Annotated in this window: 12 protein-coding genes; 8 read left to right on the forward strand and 4 right to left on the reverse strand. The window is 61.1% G+C overall.

Annotated features, from left to right (window positions below; genetic code table 11):
* Positions 1 to 45 precede the first annotated feature (45 nt).
* On the reverse strand, positions 46 to 1,347 hold the full coding sequence (locus PREDE_RS11020) for a TolC family protein (protein ID WP_005847721.1): 1,302 nt from the start codon (positions 1,345 to 1,347) through the stop codon (positions 46 to 48).
* Between the two features lie 161 nt (positions 1,348 to 1,508).
* Between PREDE_RS11020 and PREDE_RS11025 the strand changes: the two genes are divergently transcribed.
* From PREDE_RS11025 to PREDE_RS11055, 4 genes are all read left to right on the forward strand, one after another.
* Positions 1,509 to 2,435, forward strand: coding sequence for an AraC family transcriptional regulator (locus PREDE_RS11025; RefSeq protein ID WP_005847719.1), 927 nt, complete (start codon positions 1,509 to 1,511; stop codon positions 2,433 to 2,435).
* A 90-nt stretch (positions 2,436 to 2,525) separates the two neighbouring features.
* Positions 2,526 to 3,410: a DMT family transporter gene (locus tag PREDE_RS11030; protein ID WP_005847717.1), complete on the forward strand. Its 885-nt coding sequence runs from the start codon at positions 2,526 to 2,528 to the stop codon at positions 3,408 to 3,410.
* A gap of 88 nt (positions 3,411 to 3,498) precedes the next feature.
* On the forward strand, positions 3,499 to 4,242 hold the full coding sequence (locus PREDE_RS14100; protein WP_015310493.1) for a putative polyvalent protein kinase domain-containing protein: 744 nt from the start codon (positions 3,499 to 3,501) through the stop codon (positions 4,240 to 4,242).
* Between the two features lie 528 nt (positions 4,243 to 4,770).
* The gene (locus tag PREDE_RS11055) at positions 4,771 to 7,923 is read left to right on the forward strand and encodes a glycoside hydrolase family 98 domain-containing protein (protein ID WP_005847712.1); all 3,153 of its coding nucleotides are present in this window, start codon (positions 4,771 to 4,773) and stop codon (positions 7,921 to 7,923) included.
* Here the strand turns inward: PREDE_RS11055 and PREDE_RS11060 are convergent.
* The gene (locus tag PREDE_RS11060) at positions 7,901 to 9,475 is read right to left on the reverse strand and encodes a glycoside hydrolase (RefSeq protein ID WP_005847710.1); all 1,575 of its coding nucleotides are present in this window, start codon (positions 9,473 to 9,475) and stop codon (positions 7,901 to 7,903) included. The genes PREDE_RS11055 and PREDE_RS11060 overlap by 23 nt on opposite strands.
* Before the next feature lie 275 nt (positions 9,476 to 9,750).
* Here PREDE_RS11060 and PREDE_RS11065 point away from each other — a divergent pair, with 275 nt between their 5' ends.
* Positions 9,751 to 12,051 carry an aconitate hydratase gene (locus PREDE_RS11065; protein ID WP_005847709.1) on the forward strand — a complete coding sequence of 767 codons (2,301 nt, stop codon included), beginning with the start codon at positions 9,751 to 9,753 and terminating at the stop codon, positions 12,049 to 12,051.
* A 118-nt stretch (positions 12,052 to 12,169) separates the two neighbouring features.
* Complete coding sequence (locus tag PREDE_RS11070; protein WP_005847707.1) at positions 12,170 to 13,516, forward strand: citrate/2-methylcitrate synthase; 1,347 nt, start codon at positions 12,170 to 12,172, stop codon at positions 13,514 to 13,516.
* A gap of 54 nt (positions 13,517 to 13,570) precedes the next feature.
* Here PREDE_RS11070 and PREDE_RS11075 read toward each other — a convergent pair whose 3' ends face one another.
* On the reverse strand, positions 13,571 to 14,344 hold the full coding sequence (locus tag PREDE_RS11075) for a tRNA threonylcarbamoyladenosine dehydratase (protein ID WP_005847705.1): 774 nt from the start codon (positions 14,342 to 14,344) through the stop codon (positions 13,571 to 13,573).
* A 91-nt stretch (positions 14,345 to 14,435) separates the two neighbouring features.
* Between PREDE_RS11075 and PREDE_RS11080 the strand changes: the two genes are divergently transcribed.
* On the forward strand, positions 14,436 to 14,819 hold the full coding sequence (locus tag PREDE_RS11080; RefSeq protein ID WP_015310495.1) for a hypothetical protein: 384 nt from the start codon (positions 14,436 to 14,438) through the stop codon (positions 14,817 to 14,819).
* On the opposite strand, the gene hemW is transcribed toward PREDE_RS11080, so the two are convergent.
* Entirely contained in the window at positions 14,816 to 15,913 is a 1,098-nt protein-coding gene (hemW, locus tag PREDE_RS11085; RefSeq protein WP_005847701.1) for a radical SAM family heme chaperone HemW, read from the reverse strand. The two genes, PREDE_RS11080 and hemW, sit on opposite strands and share 4 nt — an antisense overlap.
* A gap of 184 nt (positions 15,914 to 16,097) precedes the next feature.
* Between hemW and PREDE_RS11090 the strand changes: the two genes are divergently transcribed.
* Positions 16,098 to 18,260 (forward strand): elongation factor G, encoded by a 2,163-nt coding sequence (locus PREDE_RS11090; protein WP_005847699.1) that lies wholly within the window; start codon positions 16,098 to 16,100, stop codon positions 18,258 to 18,260.
* Positions 18,261 to 18,453 lie beyond the last annotated feature (193 nt).

The following is an 18,453-nucleotide window of genomic DNA, read 5'->3' on the forward strand; positions in this document are numbered from 1 at the left end:
TTATGGAGTGAAGGAGTGAGGGAGTTAGGACAAATGCAAGGTGTGTCACGGGTTCAGCGTGTGGCGCAAGCGATAGATTTCGCGCAGCATCTCGAGCTCGTGGATGGAGCGTTGGAGGCGCGCCTGGTTCTCGGCGTTGATCTCGCGGACGAGGTTGTTTACGTCGATGATGCCGTGGGCCAGCTTCGACTCGGCCGCCCGACGCACGTCGGTGCGCAGCCGGATGATTTCGTCGTCCTGTTCCTGCAGCCGCCGGTACTTGTCAATGTCGGCCTGTTGCCGGGTGGCTTCCAGCCGGTTGTTGAAGAGAAACAGCTCGCGGTCGTTCTCGGCTGTCTGCCGTTCCAGCCCCAAACGGGCGCGATCGTTACGCCGAGTGTAGAGGGCCCCGATGTTCCAGCTCAGCTTCACGCCTACCAGCGCGTTCAGGCTGGGCGTGCGCCGCATGATGTCGCGATACATGTCGAGGCCCGGATAGCCGTAGTAGCCCTGGGCAAAAGCCGCGAGTGCGGGGCGCAGCTGGGTGTCGAGGGCCCGCTGCCGGGCGTCGAGCAGCGACAGCCGGGCCTCGGTGAGCAGCAGTTCCGGGCGGTGGCAGTCGGCAGCGTCGGGGGTGCCGGCGGCCGTGCCGGCCTCGGGTCGCGAAAGGCTGCCGATGTCGAGGCCGGTGAAGAGGGCCAGCATCTGCCGCAGGGCCGCCTGTTGCGTCTCCAGCTCCACGGCCTGTTGGCGGGCTCCGATGCGCTCGGCCCGCACCGCGTCGAGGTCGCTCGTGGCCGCCGTGCCGGCCCGCACCATGGCCGCCAACTGCCGCTCGCTGCTCGTGAGCAGCCGTTGCAGGTCGAGGTTCAGCTGCCGTTTTTCGTCGAGCAACAGCAGCCCGAAGTAGAGATCGTCCACGCGTTGGCGCACGGCGTAGAGTCCCACGCGGTTCTGCGCCTCGTCCACGGTCTGCCGGCGGCGGGCCACAGACTTCTGTCCGCGCATGCGGCCGCCGTCGTAGAGGGTCTGCGCCACGTCCACACCTATCTTATATTGTGTCTTCGCCAGGCCGTCCGCCTGCATGCCTTGGCTGGTCATCAGCCGGGTCATGGCCTCTGGCAACGTCACCACACGGTTCTGGACGGTGCCCTGTGCATAGGCCGACACTTGGGGCAACCACCCTTTTTCGATGTTGGCCACGGTGAGCCCGGCCGTCTGCTCTGCGAGGGCATACCGCTTGATGAGCGGATAGTTGCGCTCGGCGGCCTCGTGGCACTGCTCCAGTGTCTGGGCCCGCGCGGGCAGCAGGGCGGCCAGGCAGAGCGTGGCCAGCAGGAGGCGGGCGGAGGGTTTGTGGGGAGTCATGATAGTTTTTGTTTTCTGTTCGTGGTGTAAAGGTAGGCACTTTGCCCGGAACGGCTGTTGTCTTCTTGTGCGGGAAGATGTGCTTTTTGTACGATTTTCCAGTTTTTTCGTCCACGATACGGGCGGAATGATTATCTTTGCGTCGGATAATACCTTGTTATATGAAAGAAAAAGAGCTCCGCCGTCTTTCGCTGCTCCAGATGCGTTCGCTGCTTCTCGAGGCCGCCGACACAGCCGATGCGGATCTGAATCAGGAGATTCACGCCTACGTGAACCGCCACGTGGCTGTGGCGAAACACATGATTACCAGCGTGACGCGCCATCTGACGGACCACCCCTCCCTGCTCGAGGAGATGCGCGTGGTGCTCGTCCGGCAGGGCCATGCCCACCCGGTCATCAATCTGTTGCCCGTAGACCTGCAGGCGGGCGACCTGTTCTTTCTGGGCCGCAACTCCACGGCCCACGTCCGTGGCCTGTCCGACGATGTTGCGGGCGAGGGCGTCGTCATGAGCGACGAAGTCTTCGGGCTGGCCTTGGGCAATGCCATTCCGCCCGCGCTCGACGGCCATCTGCGCAGCTTCCGCCTATCGCTGTCGGCCGCCGAACAGGCCTGTTTCTCCCAGTTTGTCTCCTTGCTCTACGACACGCTCCAGCAGGACGACTGCAGTCCGCAGGTGTTTCTGGGCATGGCTTCCGCTTTCTGGTGGTACGTGGACAGCCTCTATCAGCGTCACGCCCCCGGCGACCAGGCCGCCCAGAGCCGCGAGCAGCAGCTGTTTGCCCGTTTCATCGCCCTGGTCAACGCCTATGCCCGCCGCGAGCACACCCTCGATTTCTATGCCTCGCGGCTGTGCCTCTCGCCCCGCTACATGAGCACGCTCGTCAGGCAAGTGAGCGGCCGCGGCGCCAAGGCGTGGATAGACGAGGCCCTGCTCACGGCCATCAAGGTGGATCTGCGCCACACATCCAAGCCCCTCAAGCAGATTGCCGACGAGCTCTGCTTCCCCGGCATGAGCTTTTTCGGCAAGTTTTTCAAGCGCATGACCGGCCAGACGCCCATGGCCTATCGGCGGTCGGCCGAGGGCTGAGCCGTTTGTCGTCCGCTTTTCGGCTCCGCGGGGTGGCCTTTTACATGGGAAACCGCCGCCCTTTGCCGGGATTTTGCTAATTTTGCAGCCATGAATCCGTCAACCGTCCGCAGCCATCTGGGCTATCATGTTGTGGGTGCCCTCGTGGTGCTCATCTGGGGATGCACGTTCGTCAACTCCAAGGTGCTGTTGCAGCACGGCCTCCAGGCCCACGAGATCTTCGCCCTCCGCTTTCTCTTTGCCTACCTCTGCATCTGGTTCATCTCGCCCCGCCGCCTCTGGGCCGACAGTCTGCGCGACGAGCTGCAGCTCGTGCTGCTCGGCATGACAGGCGGTTCTCTCTATTTCGTCACCGAGAACGAGGCCGTTCGCATCGACTATGTGAACAACGTTTCGTTCATTGTCTGCACCGCGCCGCTGCTCACCACGCTGCTCGCCCTGGCCCTGCTGCGCAGCGTCCGGGCCACTCGTCCGCTCGTCATGGGCTCGGTGGCGGCCACGCTGGGCGTGGCCTTGGTGGTGTTCAACGGGCATTTCCTGCTCAAACTCAACCCCTTGGGCGACCTGCTGGCCCTCTCGGCGGCCCTGTGCTGGGCCGTCTACAGTCTGCTGTTGCGTCGGCTGGGCGGCTACGGTGCGGTGTTCGTCACGCGCAAGGTGTTCTTCTATGGGCTCGTCACAGTGCTGCCCTTGTTTGCCGTGCGGCCATGGCAGTTTCCACTGGAGGGCTTCGTCCGCCCCGTGGTGTGGGGTAACCTGCTGTTCCTGGGGCTGGTGGCCAGCTTCGGGTGCTTCGCCCTTTGGAGCCTCGTGAGCAAGAAGATAGGTGCCCTCCACGCCAGCAACTACATCTATCTGAACCCCATTTCCACAGTGGTGTTCTCGGCCTTGGTGCTCGGCGAGTCGATGACGTGGCTTGCTTGCTTGGGTTCCGCCCTCATCCTGCTCGGCGTGTACTGGTCCAACAAAGGGTAGGGCAGGGGGCGGCGAATGGATTTATTTGTCAGTAATACTGCGTTATCTCAAAAGAATCGCTTAACTTTGCACCGTAATCAAAGCCATTATGTGGAATTATGGAAGAACGATTGTCAATGCTTTCTTTAAGAAACGGACAGAATGCCCTCCTGTACGTGCAGAGCTTGAAACAAGGCGTGAGGCAGATTGCAGCCGAAGCCATATTGGAGTGTTCGAGGTTGGGGTATCCGCTGAACAATATGGAGATTACGAGCAAAGCACGCGAACTGCAGCGCAAGAGGCGGAGGGCGCGCGGCTGATAGCCGTTGCAAAAGCTCATGGCCTTTATATTCCACGCGATGACTGGGCACTTTTTGGAGACCGAAAACGTCTGCCGTCGGGTGAGAGTATCGTCTATCTTGAAGAGCACGGCGAGTACGTGGTGAAAGTGCGAAACCCATTTGCCAAGTCCACCATCAAGCAAATGCACGCTCAGGATGCCATCTACGAGCATCTGATACACAATATTCTTTTTCCCAATACCCGTTATGATTTCAAAGGTATCAGTGATGATGTGGACGGTGTGCGCATTATTCTGACCCAGGCCTACGTCCCGGACCAGTATGGTGTTCCCGCTCAAAAGGAGATAGACCGTTATCTCACGCAAGGTCTTGGGCTGGTACCCGAGAACCGATATTTTTATGGAAACGATTATTTGGCCGTCACCGACGTGTCTGCCGACGGTGACAACGTGCTGACCAATGGCGAGCAATTCTATTTCATCGACCCCATTATCAAACTGAAACGACCGGCCGTTGAGGTGCTGGCGCACTATTACGCGTTGCTGAAATAGTGGTCAATGTCCATAGATTCTGTTGTGGTGATAATGCCGTATGCCCGCAAGGGCATGGATGTTTTGGGGATTTTCTCACAGATTTCACGGATTCCACAGATGCAGCTCAAGGAAGTTTCTCACAGATTCCACGGATTTCACAGATGCTGCGCGGGCGAATTGGTATCTGGGCAACCAGTGAAACACATTAACAAAAACACCGCGCAGCATCTGTGAAATCCGTGAAATCTGTGAGAAACACCCTCGCGCAGCCATCTGTCCAATATGTTGTTCTGTCTAAAAAATCCCGCACAGCATCCGCGCGCATCCGTGTGGGTTGTGTTCAATGCCCGCTTATCGCCCCGCGGCAACACCGTAATCGCGGGGCGATTGCACCGCGGACGCAGGGCGATTGCGGCGTAATGGCGACGCGATTACGCCGTGATGTCCGCACGAAAAAGCGATGGAATGAAAAACATCTGGCACAAAACGAAAAGCAGGAATGCCGTCTTTTGACTAACTTTGCACCAAAACCTAAGACCAAGAACAATGAACAGACCGATGCTCCACCGACTCCCGCTCGTGCTACTCCTGCTTATGGCCGCCCTCTTGCTGCCGGCCCAGGAGCGGCGTCCCATTGATGCCCGCCACCCGTTGTGGCTGGTTCACATCGACGTTTGGAACAAAGCCGACCCGCAGAAAATCATCGACCTGATACCCGAAGACGTCAAACCCTACGTGTGCATGAACCTGTCGCTCTCGTGCCAGTACGACACCGCGCGGCGAGTGTACAAGATGCCGCAGAACGCCATACGCACGTACAAGTCGTGGGCAACGGTCTGCCAGGCCAACCGCCTGTGGTTCACGTGTCAGCCTGCCAGCGGCGGACACACCCACATACAGGACAACGACCTGGAGACCTTCGAGTATTTCTACCGACGCTACCCCAACTTCCTGGGCTGGAACTATGCCGAACAGTTCTGGGGCTTCGACGAACCGGGCGACAAAAGCTCCAGTCCGCAGGCCACGCGACTGGCTCTCTTTGCCCGCCTGGTGGAGATGGCGCACCGCTACGGCGGCTTCCTCACGGTGAGCTTCTGCGGCAACATCTGGTCGCATCCGCTCAATCCCATGGGCATGATGAAGCGCAACGCCGACCTCTTGGCCGCCTGCAAGGCCTATCCCGAGGCCATTTTGTGGCTCTATAAATACACCACCTCGTCGTGTTTCTACAACAACGAGAGCGTGACCATCGGCCCGTTCATCGCCGGGCTGGCCGCCAACTATGGCGTGCGCTACGACAATTGCGGATGGAACGGGTCGCTCGACGAGGTGCTGGGACGCGGCCACGGCTGCACCTATCCCGTGGCGGCCGGCATCGGCACGGTGATGGAGCAGACGGGTATCAACGGCGGTGCCGTGTGGGACGGCCCGGAACTCATCTGGACGGAGGACTTCCAGAACCTGCGAAACTCCACCGTCAAGGGCTTCACGCACCGCAACTGGGGCACGTTCCCAGGGTTTCGCAATGCGTGGATCGACCTGTTTCGCAAGGTCATCGACGGCACGCTGACCATTCCCACCCGGGCCGACGTGGTGGGCCGCACGAAGATTGCCGTGGTGAACGACCTCGCCACCGGCAGCGACGAGGACAAGTATGCCGCCTGGGGCAGTCTCTACGACGGCCTTTACAAGCAGGACGACCCGATGAACCGCGGCCGCGGGCAGTGGATGGAGAACGGATTCTACCTGAAGCGCACGGGCCGTTACGGCGTGATTCCCGTGGTGCCGGGCCTCTACGACGACTTGGCACGCGCCATTCCCGTGCAGGTCAGCAAGTCGGCCGCCGCCTCGCGCTGGCCCTCGGAGGCCTCCAAGGTGGCCGAGTTCGACGCCAACTATGCCGAGACGAGCCGGGGCGACCTGTTCGTGTCGCGCTTCCGCAACCAGCTTGTCACCTACACACCCTACTCCTATCTGAACGGCAAGACCACGGCCACGGCCGTCATCCCCCTGCAATACAACAGTTGCGCGTCGCTGCAGCTCACCTACGGCAAGCTCGGCAGCGGCGTCATCAAGGAGTATGCCGGCCATATCGACGTCTATTTGAACAATTACCGGTCGGACAGTGCCGCGCTGGTGACCGACCGCATCGTGGTGACCGGCGTCACGGCCGAGCCCTCCTGCACGGTGAATGTCCGGGCCGAGGCCCAGGCGGAGACCGCCCTCGGATGGGATGCCGCGCAGGGCACGTACACCGTCGAGGTGAGGCACAACGGCCCGGTAGACCTGCGCATCGTGTGCCGGGGCGAGGCCGACGGCCGCCGCACCGACGTGCTGGACAGCACGCGGCTTAGTCTCGACCTGCCCCGCCAGCCCGCGCCGCAGACGGGCGAGCTCGTGGTCGAGGCCGAAGACATGGACTGGCAGCAAATCAAGAGCTGTGTGCTCGACCCCTACAACGCCTATCCCCAGGTGCGCGGACATGCTGGCAACGGGTTCATGGACATGGGCACCAGCCCGCGCGGCTGCCTGCGCCACACGGTACGGACGGAGCGTGGCGGTGACTATGCGGTTGGCGTGAGATACCAGTCGCCCGACGGCGACGCCCGCCTCACCGTGTCGGTGAACGGCGTGGGGCAGACGCTCGACTGTCCGCGGACGGCTGCCGGCGCCTGGGGCAGGGCCACCCTTACGGCCGCGTTCACGGCCGGCGAGAATCGGTTGCTGCTGAACAATGTGGACGGCCGGGCCATGTACATCGACCAAGTGACCTGCACTCCGGCCGGTACCCCGGCCGAAACGTTTGCCGTGACGCTGCGCCCGTCGGCCCACGGCACGGCCACGGCCAGCACAGCCACGGCTGCCGAGGGGCAGACGGTGACGCTGCAGGCCGAGCCCGCAGCCGGTTATGAGCTTGCGGGCTGGGAGCTGGTGCACGGCGATGTGACCATCGACGGCCAGTCGTTTGTCATGCCCGACGACAACGTGACGCTCATTCCGCTCTTCCGCGACACCACGGCCGTCTATCGGCTCGACTTCTCGGCCACGGCCGCCGGCGCGCTGCCCGAGGGCTGGCAGACCGACCAGGGCGGCGAGCTGCACGAATATCCCAACATCTACGGCAGTGGGGCGCGCACGATGGTGGGCTTCACCGGCTGGCAGGGCAAGGCCCTTTACTGGCGGGTGGGCAGTGCGGCCTACGGCCGTCAGCCCGCATACCGCCTCGCGCTGGCCCCGGGCCGCTACGAGCTCACGCTGGCCGTGGCCGCCTGGAAAGGTGTGCCGCACTACCGGGTGGCCGTGGAGAGCCTCGCGGGGCAGCAGCTTTTCCTGTCGCCCGACTGTACGGCCGCGCCCAATGCCGACGGCAACCGCACGGCCGACATCAGTGGCGCACAGCCCGTCGTGCTGCCCTTCACGGTGAAGGTAGCGGGCAATTATGTTGTCAAGCTGGTGAGTGAGGGCGGCTTCAGCGAGTATCTGCTGGCCGACTGCCGGGTGAACAAGGTGGTCGCCACCGGCCTGGAGTCGGTGGATGTGCCGGCCGGCGCGGCTGCCGTGACGGGCATCTACAATGCCGCCGGCGTGAGGCTGGAGCGCATGCAGCGCGGCCTGAACATCCTGCGCACGGCCGACGGCACGGCCAGAAAGGTGTTTGTCGGCTCATCCGCCAGCCTCAGTCGGCCACGAACGTGGTGACCGACTGGGGCTCGAGCACCGTGGAGCCGTCGGTTTGGCCCACGGGTGTCAGGCTCTCGCCCTCGACGTCGCTCGTGCGATACATCTTCCATTGCCGCCGGCCCACGCCCGAGAGGGTGAACGGGCGGGCGGCTTCGCTGTAGTTGATGGCCACCACCGCCCAGCGTCCGTCGGTGTTGCGGTAGGCCGAGACCATGACGCCGTACGGGTCGGAGTCGCCGTCGGTCACGCGTTGGCCCGTGGCGTCGCGTGCCGTCATGTCGTAACGCACGGCCCCCGGCCGCACGAAACGGCTGTAGTTGCCCAGTGTCCACATGAGCTTGCCGGGCAGGGCCTTGCCCGTGCGCCAGCCGTCGGTGCTGAGCACGCGGATGAGTCCGTCGCGGTAGTCGCCGCCCAGGGCGCGCCACCACGACCAGCTCTCGGCGTTGCCATACACCAGATCGTGGTGGATGACGCGGGCCACGTAGAGCGCGGTGCGCATGGAGTAGTCGTAGAATGCGCCTCCGCCAATCTCGTTGTCGTTGCTCATGATGCAGAGTTCGGTCTGCCAATAGGCTACGTTGTAGCGGCGCAGCGTGTCGCGCAGCTGCTCGCGGATTTGGCGCATGAACGCTACGGGCGTGTTGGTCCAGTAGCTGTGGGCGTTGATGATGCGGGGCACCGCCGGCGTGTTGCCCAGGTAGGTGGCCGTGGAGTCGGGCGAGAAGAAGCTGCGGATGGCGTGGCCCCGCGTCCAGTCGGTGTCGTGGATGCCGAGCAGGCAACGCAGGTCGCAGCTCTCATCGACCATGACAGCCGTGGAGACGCCCTGCTGCTGGAACTCCTTGCCGATGGCGCGGGCCAGGCGTACCACCTCGCGGTTGGTGGCGGGCGAGCCCTCCTGCTTGGGCCCGAGCCAGTTCCAGCTGCCGTCGGGCTCGTTCACCGGGCAGAAGTAATCGAAGTGGACGCCCTCGCGCCGCTCCAGTTCGCGCATCACGGTGGCGGCAAACCGCGCCACGCTGTCGTAGCAGTCGTCGCGCAGGTTGATGGTGCCGCCGCGCCCGGTGTTGGTGGCGAGGCCGTTGCGGGTGAAGTAGACGGGGGCGGAGTTGAGGAAAGCCAGGAAGTGGGGCACGCCGCGCCGGCGGGCCAGCTGCAGGAAGCGGCGTTGCCCCGGCTGCCGCGTCCAGTCGTAGGTGCCCTGTGGCGTGAGGAAGCATTCGGTGCGCGTGGCGGGCTGAATCTGGGACGAATCGCCCTGTTCGGCACTGCCCGCGCCCAGGTTGAACCGCCACACCGAGAGGCCGATGCCCCGCGGACGGCCCGTGGCGTCGTTGTCGGTGGAGAAGAGCCAGTCGGCTATCTGCTCCTGCTGGGCCTGGGGCCACAGGCCCACAAACTGCATGCTCCAGGCGTCGGAGGCCCCGAAGTGGCGGATGGTCTGCTCGGCACGTGTGGTGTCTATCTGCCAGACCACGGCCGTCTGGGCCGAGGCCGCGAGCGTGGCACACAGCAGCGGGAGGGCGGCAAGGAGCCGCCGCAGCGGTGAGGTTGTCTTGTCGTTCATCTTCTTTTTGTTTTGGAGTGAAGCCTCCGCGCGATGGGAGGCATGCGATTACGGCGACAAACTTACGAAAAAAACGGCAGATGCGCGGCGGCGCGCCCGGTTTTTTCGATGCGACGGCGGCGTGAAACCTATGCGGAGACCGGGCGGGAGAAGTTGCTTAAAACTTGGATAAATCTAAAAAGTGCTTGCAAATTGATAAATATTTCCCGTTAGCGGTAACAATTTGGATTATTTTTCGTACTTTTGCAAAGCATTAAACATTTAAGTAGGACAAGATGATACTGGACCGAGACATGTTGCGGCATTTCTATGCCAGCTACGCCAGTCGGGTGGAGGCCGCCCGTCAGGCATTGCGTCGCCCGCTGACCTATGCCGAGAAAGTGCTGTACGCCCATCTCTACGACCCCCGGGAGCTGCGCCCCTTCAGCCGGGGCGAGGCCTATGTAAACTTCCGGCCCGACCGCGTGGCCATGCAGGACGCCACGGCGCAGATGGCCCTGTTACAGTTCATGAACGCGGGCAAGGACCGCGTGGCCGTGCCCGCCAGCGTGCATTGCGACCACCTGATACTGGCCGACGAGGGGGCGGAGCACGACCTGCCCGCGGCCCGCAGGCAGAATCGGGAGGTTTACGACTTCCTGCGCTCGGTGTCGGCCAAGTACCGCATCGGCTTCTGGGCGCCCGGAGCGGGCATCATCCATCAGGTGGTGCTCGAGAACTACGCCTTCCCCGGCGGCATGATGGTGGGCACGGATTCCCATACGCCCAATGCCGGCGGCCTGGGCATGGTGGCCGTGGGCGTGGGTGGCGCCGATGCCGTCGACGTGCTCACGGCGCAGCCCTGGGAGCTCAGGATGCCACGGCTCATCGGCGTGCGTCTCACGGGCCGCCTCTCGGGCTGGGCCGCGCCCAAGGACGTGATACTGAAAATACTGGGCATGCTCACCGTGAAAGGTGGCACGAACGCCATACTCGAATACTTCGGCGAGGGCGTGCAGACGCTCTCGGCCACGGGCCGCGCCACCATCTGCAACATGGGCGCCGAGCTGGGAGCCACGTGCTCGCTCTTTCCCTTCGACGACAACACCGGGGAATACCTGCGGCGCACCGACCGCCAGGAGATTGCCACGATGGCGTGTGGGGTGGCCGACGAGCTGCGGGCCGACGAGGCCGTGACGGCCAATCCCGAACGCTTCTACGACCGCGTGATCCACATCGACCTCTCGGAGGTGGAGCCTCATCTGAACGGCCCTTTCACGCCCGACGCCGCCACGCCCCTCTCGCAGATGAAGGCCAAGGGCCCGGCAGCCGGATACCCCATGACGGTGGAGGTGGGGCTGGTGGGCTCGTGCACCAACTCGTCGTACCAAGATCTGGCCCGTGCCGCCTCGGTGGCCCGTCAGGCAGCCGAGAAGCACATCCCCGTGCGTGGGCAGCTCATCATCAATCCCGGGTCGGAACAGATACGCTACACGGCCGAGCGCGACGGACTGCTCGACGACTTCAGGCGCATCGGCGCCCTCATCATGACCAATGCCTGCGGCCCCTGCATCGGGCAGTGGAAGCGGCACACCGATGATGCGGAGCGCAAGAACGCCATCGTGACCTCGTTCAACCGCAACTTCCGCCGGCGGGCCGACGGCAATCCCAACACCTACGCCTTCATCGGGTCGCCCGAAATCACGGTGGCACAGGCCATTGCCGGCCGGCTGGACTTCAATCCCGCCACCGATGCGCTGACCGATGAGGCGGGCCACAGCGTGATGCTCGACGAACCGCGAGGCTTCGACTTCCCGCCACGCGGCTTCCGTGCCGGGGCCGACGAGACGCTCACGGGCGTGGAGGTGCTGGAACGGGAGGGGCTCTTCATCAGGCCGTCGGGCGACCATCGCGACATCGCCGTGGAGATAGCCCCGGACTCCAACCGGTTGCAACGCCTCGAACCCTTTGCCCCCTGGGACGGGAAAGAGCTTGTGGGCATGCCGCTGCTCATCAAGACGCAGGGCAAGTGCACCACCGACCATATCTCGATGGCCGGCCCGTGGCTCAGGTTCCGCGGGCATCTGCAGAACATTTCGGACAATCTGCTCATGGGGGCGGTGAATGCTTTCAACGGCGAGAGCAACCGGGTGAAGGACCAATTGGACGGACAATATAAAGAGGTGTCGGCCGCAGCCAAGGACTACAAGGCCCATGCCATGCCGAGTATCGTGGTGGCCGAGGACAACTATGGCGAGGGATCCTCGCGCGAGCACGCGGCCATGGAGCCGCGCTACCTCAACGTGCGCGTCATCCTGGCCAAGAGCTTCGCCCGCATCCACGAGACCAACCTGAAGAAACAGGGCATGCTGGCCCTCACCTTTGTGGACAAGGCCGACTACGACCGCGTGCAGGAGGACGACCGCATCGACGTGACGGGGCTGGCCGACATGGCCCCGGGCTCGCTCCTCGACGTGACGCTGCACCACCGTGACGGCTCGCAGGAGCGGCTGAAAGCCGCCCACACGTACAACGAGACGCAAATCAACTGGTTCAGGGCAGGCTCTGCACTGAACTTCTCCTCCATGGAGCGTTGAACTTTGGAGTTAAGGATTTAAAGGAGTTAGGGGGAGTAAGGAGTGATGGAGTGAAGATAAATGTCTTAACTCCATCCCTCCATCCCTCCTTCACTCCTCGTAAAACATCGAACCGACAATGAAGAAAGAATATCTGATTTACAAACTGAGCGACGAGGTGAAGAACTCGTGCAAGATACCACGTGAGGCTTTTCAGCAGTACGGCGTGAAGCGCGGACTGCGCAATGACGACGGCTCCGGCGTGCTGGTGGGCCTGACCAACATCGGCAACGTGGTGGGTTACGAACGCGACGACGACGGCAAGCTGCAGCCCTGCCGCGGACAACTCTACTACCGCGGCTACGAATTGGACACGCTGGTGTCGCCGCTGTTGCAGGAGAAACGGTTCGGCTTTGAGGAGATTGCCTATCTGGTGCTCTCGGGCAAGCTGCCCGACCAGGAGGAGCTGGCGGCCTTTGAGGAGCTCATCAACGAGAACATGCCGCTCGACCACCGCACCATCGTGCACATCATAGACCTGGAAGGCTCGAACATCATGAACATTCTGGCACGCTGCGTGCTGGAGATGTACACCTTTGACCCCAATCCCGACGACATCTCGCGCGACAACCTGATGCGCCAGTCCATCGAGCTCATCGCCCGGTTTCCCACCATCATTGCCTACGCTTACAACATTTACCGGCACACGGTGCAGGGCCGCAGCCTGAACATACGCCATCCTCGCGAGAACAAGACCATTGCCGAGAACTTCCTCTACATGCTCAAGGAGGGCAACTACACGGAACTGGACGCACGCATGCTCGACCTGTTGCTCATCATCCAGGCCGAGCACGGCGGCGGTAACAACTCGACGTTCACCGTGCGCGTCACCTCTTCGACCCGCACCGACACCTATTCGAGCATTGCTGCGGGCATCGGTTCGCTGAAAGGTCCGCTCCACGGCGGTGCCAATATCAAGGCCATCAACATGTTCCACCACCTGAAAGAGGCCATCTCCGACTGGACCAACATAGACGAGATAGACACCTACCTGTTGCGCATGCTCAACAAAGAGGCCTACGACAAGTCGGGACTCATCTATGGCATCGGCCATGCCGTCTACACGGTGAGCGACCCGCGCGCCGAAGAACTGAAGCGGCTCGCCGGCGAACTGGCCCGTGAGAAAGGACGCGAAAAGGAATACGAGTTCTTGAAACTCATCGAGGAGGAGGGCGTGAAGTGCGTGTCGGCCTTCCGGCAGTCGAAGAAACCCATCTGTGCCAACCTCGATTTCTACAGCGGCTTTATCTATGAGATGATTGGATTGCCGCAGGAAATCTATACGCCTATCTTTGCCATGGCCCGCATTGTGGGCTGGACGGCCCACCGCATCGAGGAACTCAACTTCGAGAGCCGGCGCATCATCCGCCCCGCCTACAAGAATATCCTCACGCCGAAGGCGTATGTGGCGATTAAGGACAGGTAGATTTTGACAGTGGAGTTAGGGAGTTAAGGATTTAACTCCCTAACTCCTTACTCGTCATCCCCGCATTGTTCCCGCCTGCCGGAGCAGGTCTTTCACCACTTCGCCGGCGACGATGAGGCCGGCGGCGGCGGGAACAAAAGCATTGCTGGCCGGAATGCTGCGGCGGCCGCTGCCCATTGGCAGGTCTTTTTCGGGGCAGTTGCAGGGTGATGGGCAGGAGTCGGCCTCGTCATGGATGGGCGTGAGCGGCTCCTCCTCGCTGTAGACCACCTTGAGGCGTGGGATGCCGAGCTTGCGCAGCTTCTTGCGAATGACCTTGGCCAGCGGGTCCATCTGTGTCTTGTTGATGTCGGTGACACGGAATCCCGTGGGGTCGAGCTTGTTGGCGGCGCCCATACTCGAGATGATGGGCACGTGGAGCTCGTGGCAACGACGGATGAGTTCGAGCTTGGCCGACACTGTGTCGATGCAGTCGGCCACGTAGTCGAACTGCGAGAGGTCGATGGAATTGGCATTCTGCGGCAGGTAGAACATCTGGCATTTGCAAACGATGCAGTGGGGATTGATGTCGTGCACACGGTCGGCGGCCACGTCTACCTTGTATTTGCCCACGGTGGAGAGCAGGGCATGGAGCTGCCGGTTCAGGTTGGAGAGGCACACGCGGTCGTTGTCGACAAGGGTGAGACCGCCCACACCGCTGCGTGCCAGTGCCTCGACGGCATAGCCGCCCACGCCGCCCACGCCGAAGACGGCCACCCGTGCACGGCCGAGCGTGTCCATGGCGGGCTGACCCAGCAGCATGCGGGTGCGGGAGAATTGGTCTTGCATATCCTGTATTTTGGTCTTTTGGGCTGCAAAGTTACTTAAATTTTTCCTATCTTTGCGGGCAGAACATCAGAAAACCCAAGAGACGACAACGATGGACAAACAATTTGATGGCGAGTTCGAGACTTATTGGCGGGCCCATGAAGCCCAGCTGTTGCGCTGTGCACCGTTGCAGCTGCGCGAGGAGCGCGAGAACAATGGAAAGATGAACACGGCCGGCGACTGGTTGCTGTTTGTCCTGCCCGTGGCGGCGACAGTGGGCTTTATGAATGCCGGATGGCTGCACAACGAGATGGTCAACTTGCTGGCTGGGCTGGGCGTAGGCGCGGCGGCCTTCGTGCTGACCATGTTTGTGAAGCCCTACGTGACGGGCAAGCGGAGCATTGTGGACATCAATGCCGACATCAAACGGCACTTCTACCGCGTGTATCAGGAGCAGGGCATTGAGGGACTGGAGCAGATGGTGGGGCGTGGTTAGTCGTGCATCAGGTTGCTCATGACGGTGTTGCTGATGCTGATGCCGGCGCGGGTGAGGCGTAGCCGTCCGTCTTCGAGACGGAGCAGGCTGCGGTTCAAATAGTCTTGCGCGTTTCGGAGCAGGTAGTCTCGGTAGGCGGGGGCGAGCTCTTCGAGGGCAATGCCCTCGCTGGTGCGCAGGCGGGTCATGACCAATTCGTCGTATTTCGTATTGTCGTCCAGCTGCTCGGTTTCGCTGGGCAGCCGGCCTTGTTCGATGGCACGGATGTATTGCAGCACGTCGGCCACGTTCCATTGGCGGGTGTCGATGGCATAGGAGTGGGCCGCAGCCCCCAGCCCGATGTAGGGAACGCCCTGCCAGTAGCTCGAATTGTGGCGGCTGCGGAAGCCCGGCCGGGCGAAATTGCTGATTTCGTAGTGCTCGTAGCCGGCGGCGGTGAGCCGGTCGACAAGCGTGTCGTACATGGTGAGGCTCAGTTCCTCGCTGATTTCTTCCACTTTCTTTTTCGCCAACAACCCGTGGAGCGGCGTGCCCTCCTCGTACATCAAGCTGTAGGCCGACAGGTGCTCGGGCTGCAAGTGCAGGGCATGAGTGAGGTCGTGTTGCCAGTCGTCCAGGGTCTCTCCCGGAAATCCGAACATCAGATCGATGCTGATATTGTTGATGCCCTGCCGGCGCAGGGCATCGACTGCCCGGTCCACCTCGGTCGCCGTGTGGCGTCGACGGAGGAAGTGCAGCCGTCCGTCGTCGAAAGTCTGGGCCCCCATGCTCACCCGGTTGACGGGCAGATGGCGGGGTAGCCCCTCCGGAATATCGTCGGGATTGCACTCCATCGTCACCTCGGCGCCAGCTCGCACAGGGTACACCTTATATATATAGGAGAACAATCGGTCGAGTTGGGCGGGCGTGAGCTGGCTTGGCGTGCCGCCGCCGAGGTAGATTGTGGAGAGCTCGGGGCGTTCGGGGCGCAGCTCCATCTCGCGGCACAAAGCCTCTACATAGCGGTCGCGCAGCCCGGGGAGCGTGGTGGAGTAGAAGCCGCAGTAGATGCAGCGGCTTGCACAGAAAGGAATATGGATGTAAAGGCCTGCCATAAGAAACGTGGATTGATGGTTCCGAGCGCACAAAAGTACTAAGAAGTTTTAAAATAAGCCGGTTTCCCGGGGCTTTCTTTTGGAGCCTATTTGTTTTTTGCCTATCTTTAGCAACGTTTTGGAGACGACGGCTCCTAACCTTAACAAGACACTTATACATTACTAACAACTTAAATCTTTTGATATGAGAGTATATCAGACAGACGAAATCAAAAACATTGCCTTGCTGGGCAGTGCGGGTAGCGGCAAGACCACTCTTGCCGAGAGTATGCTTTACGAAGCCGGCATCATCAAGCGTCGTGGCTCCATCGAGGGCAAGAACACCGTGAGCGACTACTTCCCCGTGGAGTTGGAATATGGCTATTCGGTATTCCCGACGGTCTTCCATGTTGAGTGGAACAACAAGAAGCTGAACATTATTGATTGTCCCGGCTCGGACGATTTTGTGGGCGGTGCCATCACTTCGCTCAATGTAACTGACCAGGCAGTGATACTCATCAACGGCCAGTATGGCCCCGAAGTGGGTACGCAGAACTGCTTCAGATATACTGAAAAGCTCAAGAAACCGGTCATCTTCCTCATCAATCAACTCGATTCCGAGAAGTGCGACTATGACAATATCATCTCTACGATGCAGGAGATTTACGGCCCCAAGTGCGTGCAGATACAATATCCGCTGGAGACCGGGCCGGGTTTCCACAGCCTTATAGACGTGCTTATCATGAAGAAACTTTCCTGGGGACCCGATGGTGGCGAGCCCAAGCGCGAGGAAATCCCCGCCGAGGAGATGGACAAGGCCATGGAATTGCACAAGGCTCTCGTAGAGGCGGCCGCCGAAAACGACGATGCGCTGATGGAGAAATTCTTTGAGGAAGAGGCGCTTTCGGAAAACGAGATGCGCGAGGGCATCCGCAAAGGACTCGTGACCCGCAGCATCTTCCCCGTATTCTGCGTGGATGCCCACAAGGACATGGGCGTGCAGCGACTCATGGAATTTCTGGGCAATGTGGTGCCTTTCGTGAGCGAAATGCCGCGAGTGCGCAATACCCGGGGCGAGGAAGTGGCTCCCGAGAGCAACGGTGTGGAACGCCTTTACTTCTTCAAGACCGGTATGGAACCCCATATCGGCGAGGTGTCGTACTTCAAGGTGATGAGCGGCAGCGTGAGGTCGGGCGACGATCTGAGCAATGCCGACCGTGGCTCCAAGGAGCGGCTGGGCCAGATTTATGCCTGTGCCGGCGCCAACCGGCTGCCTGTGGACCAGCTCAATGCCGGCGACATCGGCTGCACGGTGAAGCTGAAAGACGTGAAGACAGGCAATACCCTGAACGGCAAAGGAGCCGAAGACCGATTTGATTTTATCAAATATCCCAACTCGAAATACAGTCGTGCCATCAAGTCGAACAGTCCACAGGACATGGAGAAGCTGATGGCCGCCCTGCTGAAGATGCGCCAGGAAGACCCCACGTGGGTGGTGGAGCAGAGCAAGGAACTGCGCCAGACCATCGTGCACGGACAGGGAGAGTTCCATTTGCGCACGCTGAAGTGGCGGCTGGAGAACAACGAGAAGCTGGCCGTGACCTTTGGCGAGCCGAAGATTCCCTATCGCGAGACCATCACCAAGAAAGCTAAGGCGGAGTATCGCCATAAGAAACAGAGCGGCGGCGCCGGTCAGTTCGGCGAGGTGCACCTCATTGTGGAGCCTTATGCCGAGGGCATGCCCGACCCCACATCCTATAGTTTTAACGGCCAGGAGTTCAAGATGAACATCAAGTCGAGGGAGGAAAAAGACCTGCCTTGGGGCGGCAAGCTGGTGTTTATCAACTCTGTGGTGGGTGGTGCCATCGACCTTCGGTTCATGCCTGCCATCCTCAAGGGCGTGATGGACTGTATGGAACGCGGCCCCCTCACGGGCAGCTATGCCCGTGATGTGCGTGTCGTGGTGTTCGATGGAAAGATGCACCCCGTGGACTCCAACGAGCTCTCGTTCACGTTGGCGGCCCGACACGCTTTCTCGGATGCCTTTAAAGCCGCCGGCCCCAAGATACTGGAGCCCATCTATGACTTGGAAGTCTATGTGCCGTCCGACTATATGGGCGACGTGATGAGCGACCTGCAGGGCCGCCGTGCCATCATCATGGGCATGGATGCAGAGGCTGGTTATCAGAAACTTGCCGCCAAAATTCCGTTGAAAGAACTCGCCAACTACAGCGTGGCACTGAGCTCACTCACTGGCGGCAGGGCCAGCTTCACCACCAAGTTTGCGAGCTACGAGCTTGTGCCCAACGACATGCAGCAGAAGTTGATAGCCGAACACGAGGCCGAAGCCGCCGAGGAGGAAGCCTGAACTACCGGGGAAAAGGCTTGAGCCGAAATCTCCCGGAGGCACGACGCTCCCAATTGAAAGTCCCCGTCTTTCCGTCATGGAAAGGCGGGGACTTGGTTGTTTATAGGGCATCAATGGCCTTTTGATTAGTTAAAATCATTGAATTTGGGCGAAAGAATTAACAGTTGAATGTTAAGCAATTAAGTTTTTGCCT

This window comes from Prevotella dentalis DSM 3688, assembly GCF_000242335.1.
Lineage (GTDB): Bacteria > Bacteroidota > Bacteroidia > Bacteroidales > Bacteroidaceae > Prevotella > Prevotella seregens.

What these genes read in the sequence shown, in the direction of transcription:
- PREDE_RS11030 (WP_005847717.1), top strand. Translation starts at nt 2,526, where the DNA reads ATGAATCCGTCAACCGTCCGCAGCCATCTGGGCTATCATGTTGTGGGT.
- PREDE_RS11060 (WP_005847710.1), bottom strand. Translation starts at nt 9,475, where the DNA reads ATGAACGACAAGACAACCTCACCGCTGCGGCGGCTCCTTGCCGCCCTC.
- PREDE_RS11080 (WP_015310495.1), top strand. Translation starts at nt 14,436, where the DNA reads ATGGACAAACAATTTGATGGCGAGTTCGAGACTTATTGGCGGGCCCAT.
- hemW (WP_005847701.1), bottom strand. Translation starts at nt 15,913, where the DNA reads ATGGCAGGCCTTTACATCCATATTCCTTTCTGTGCAAGCCGCTGCATC.
- PREDE_RS11025 (WP_005847719.1), top strand. Translation starts at nt 1,509, where the DNA reads ATGAAAGAAAAAGAGCTCCGCCGTCTTTCGCTGCTCCAGATGCGTTCG.
- PREDE_RS11065 (WP_005847709.1), top strand. Translation starts at nt 9,751, where the DNA reads ATGATACTGGACCGAGACATGTTGCGGCATTTCTATGCCAGCTACGCC.
- PREDE_RS11090 (WP_005847699.1), top strand. Translation starts at nt 16,098, where the DNA reads ATGAGAGTATATCAGACAGACGAAATCAAAAACATTGCCTTGCTGGGC.
- PREDE_RS11070 (WP_005847707.1), top strand. Translation starts at nt 12,170, where the DNA reads ATGAAGAAAGAATATCTGATTTACAAACTGAGCGACGAGGTGAAGAAC.
- PREDE_RS11020 (WP_005847721.1), bottom strand. Translation starts at nt 1,347, where the DNA reads ATGACTCCCCACAAACCCTCCGCCCGCCTCCTGCTGGCCACGCTCTGC.
- PREDE_RS11055 (WP_005847712.1), top strand. Translation starts at nt 4,771, where the DNA reads ATGAACAGACCGATGCTCCACCGACTCCCGCTCGTGCTACTCCTGCTT.
- PREDE_RS11075 (WP_005847705.1), bottom strand. Translation starts at nt 14,344, where the DNA reads ATGCAAGACCAATTCTCCCGCACCCGCATGCTGCTGGGTCAGCCCGCC.
- PREDE_RS14100 (WP_015310493.1), top strand. Translation starts at nt 3,499, where the DNA reads ATGTGGAATTATGGAAGAACGATTGTCAATGCTTTCTTTAAGAAACGG.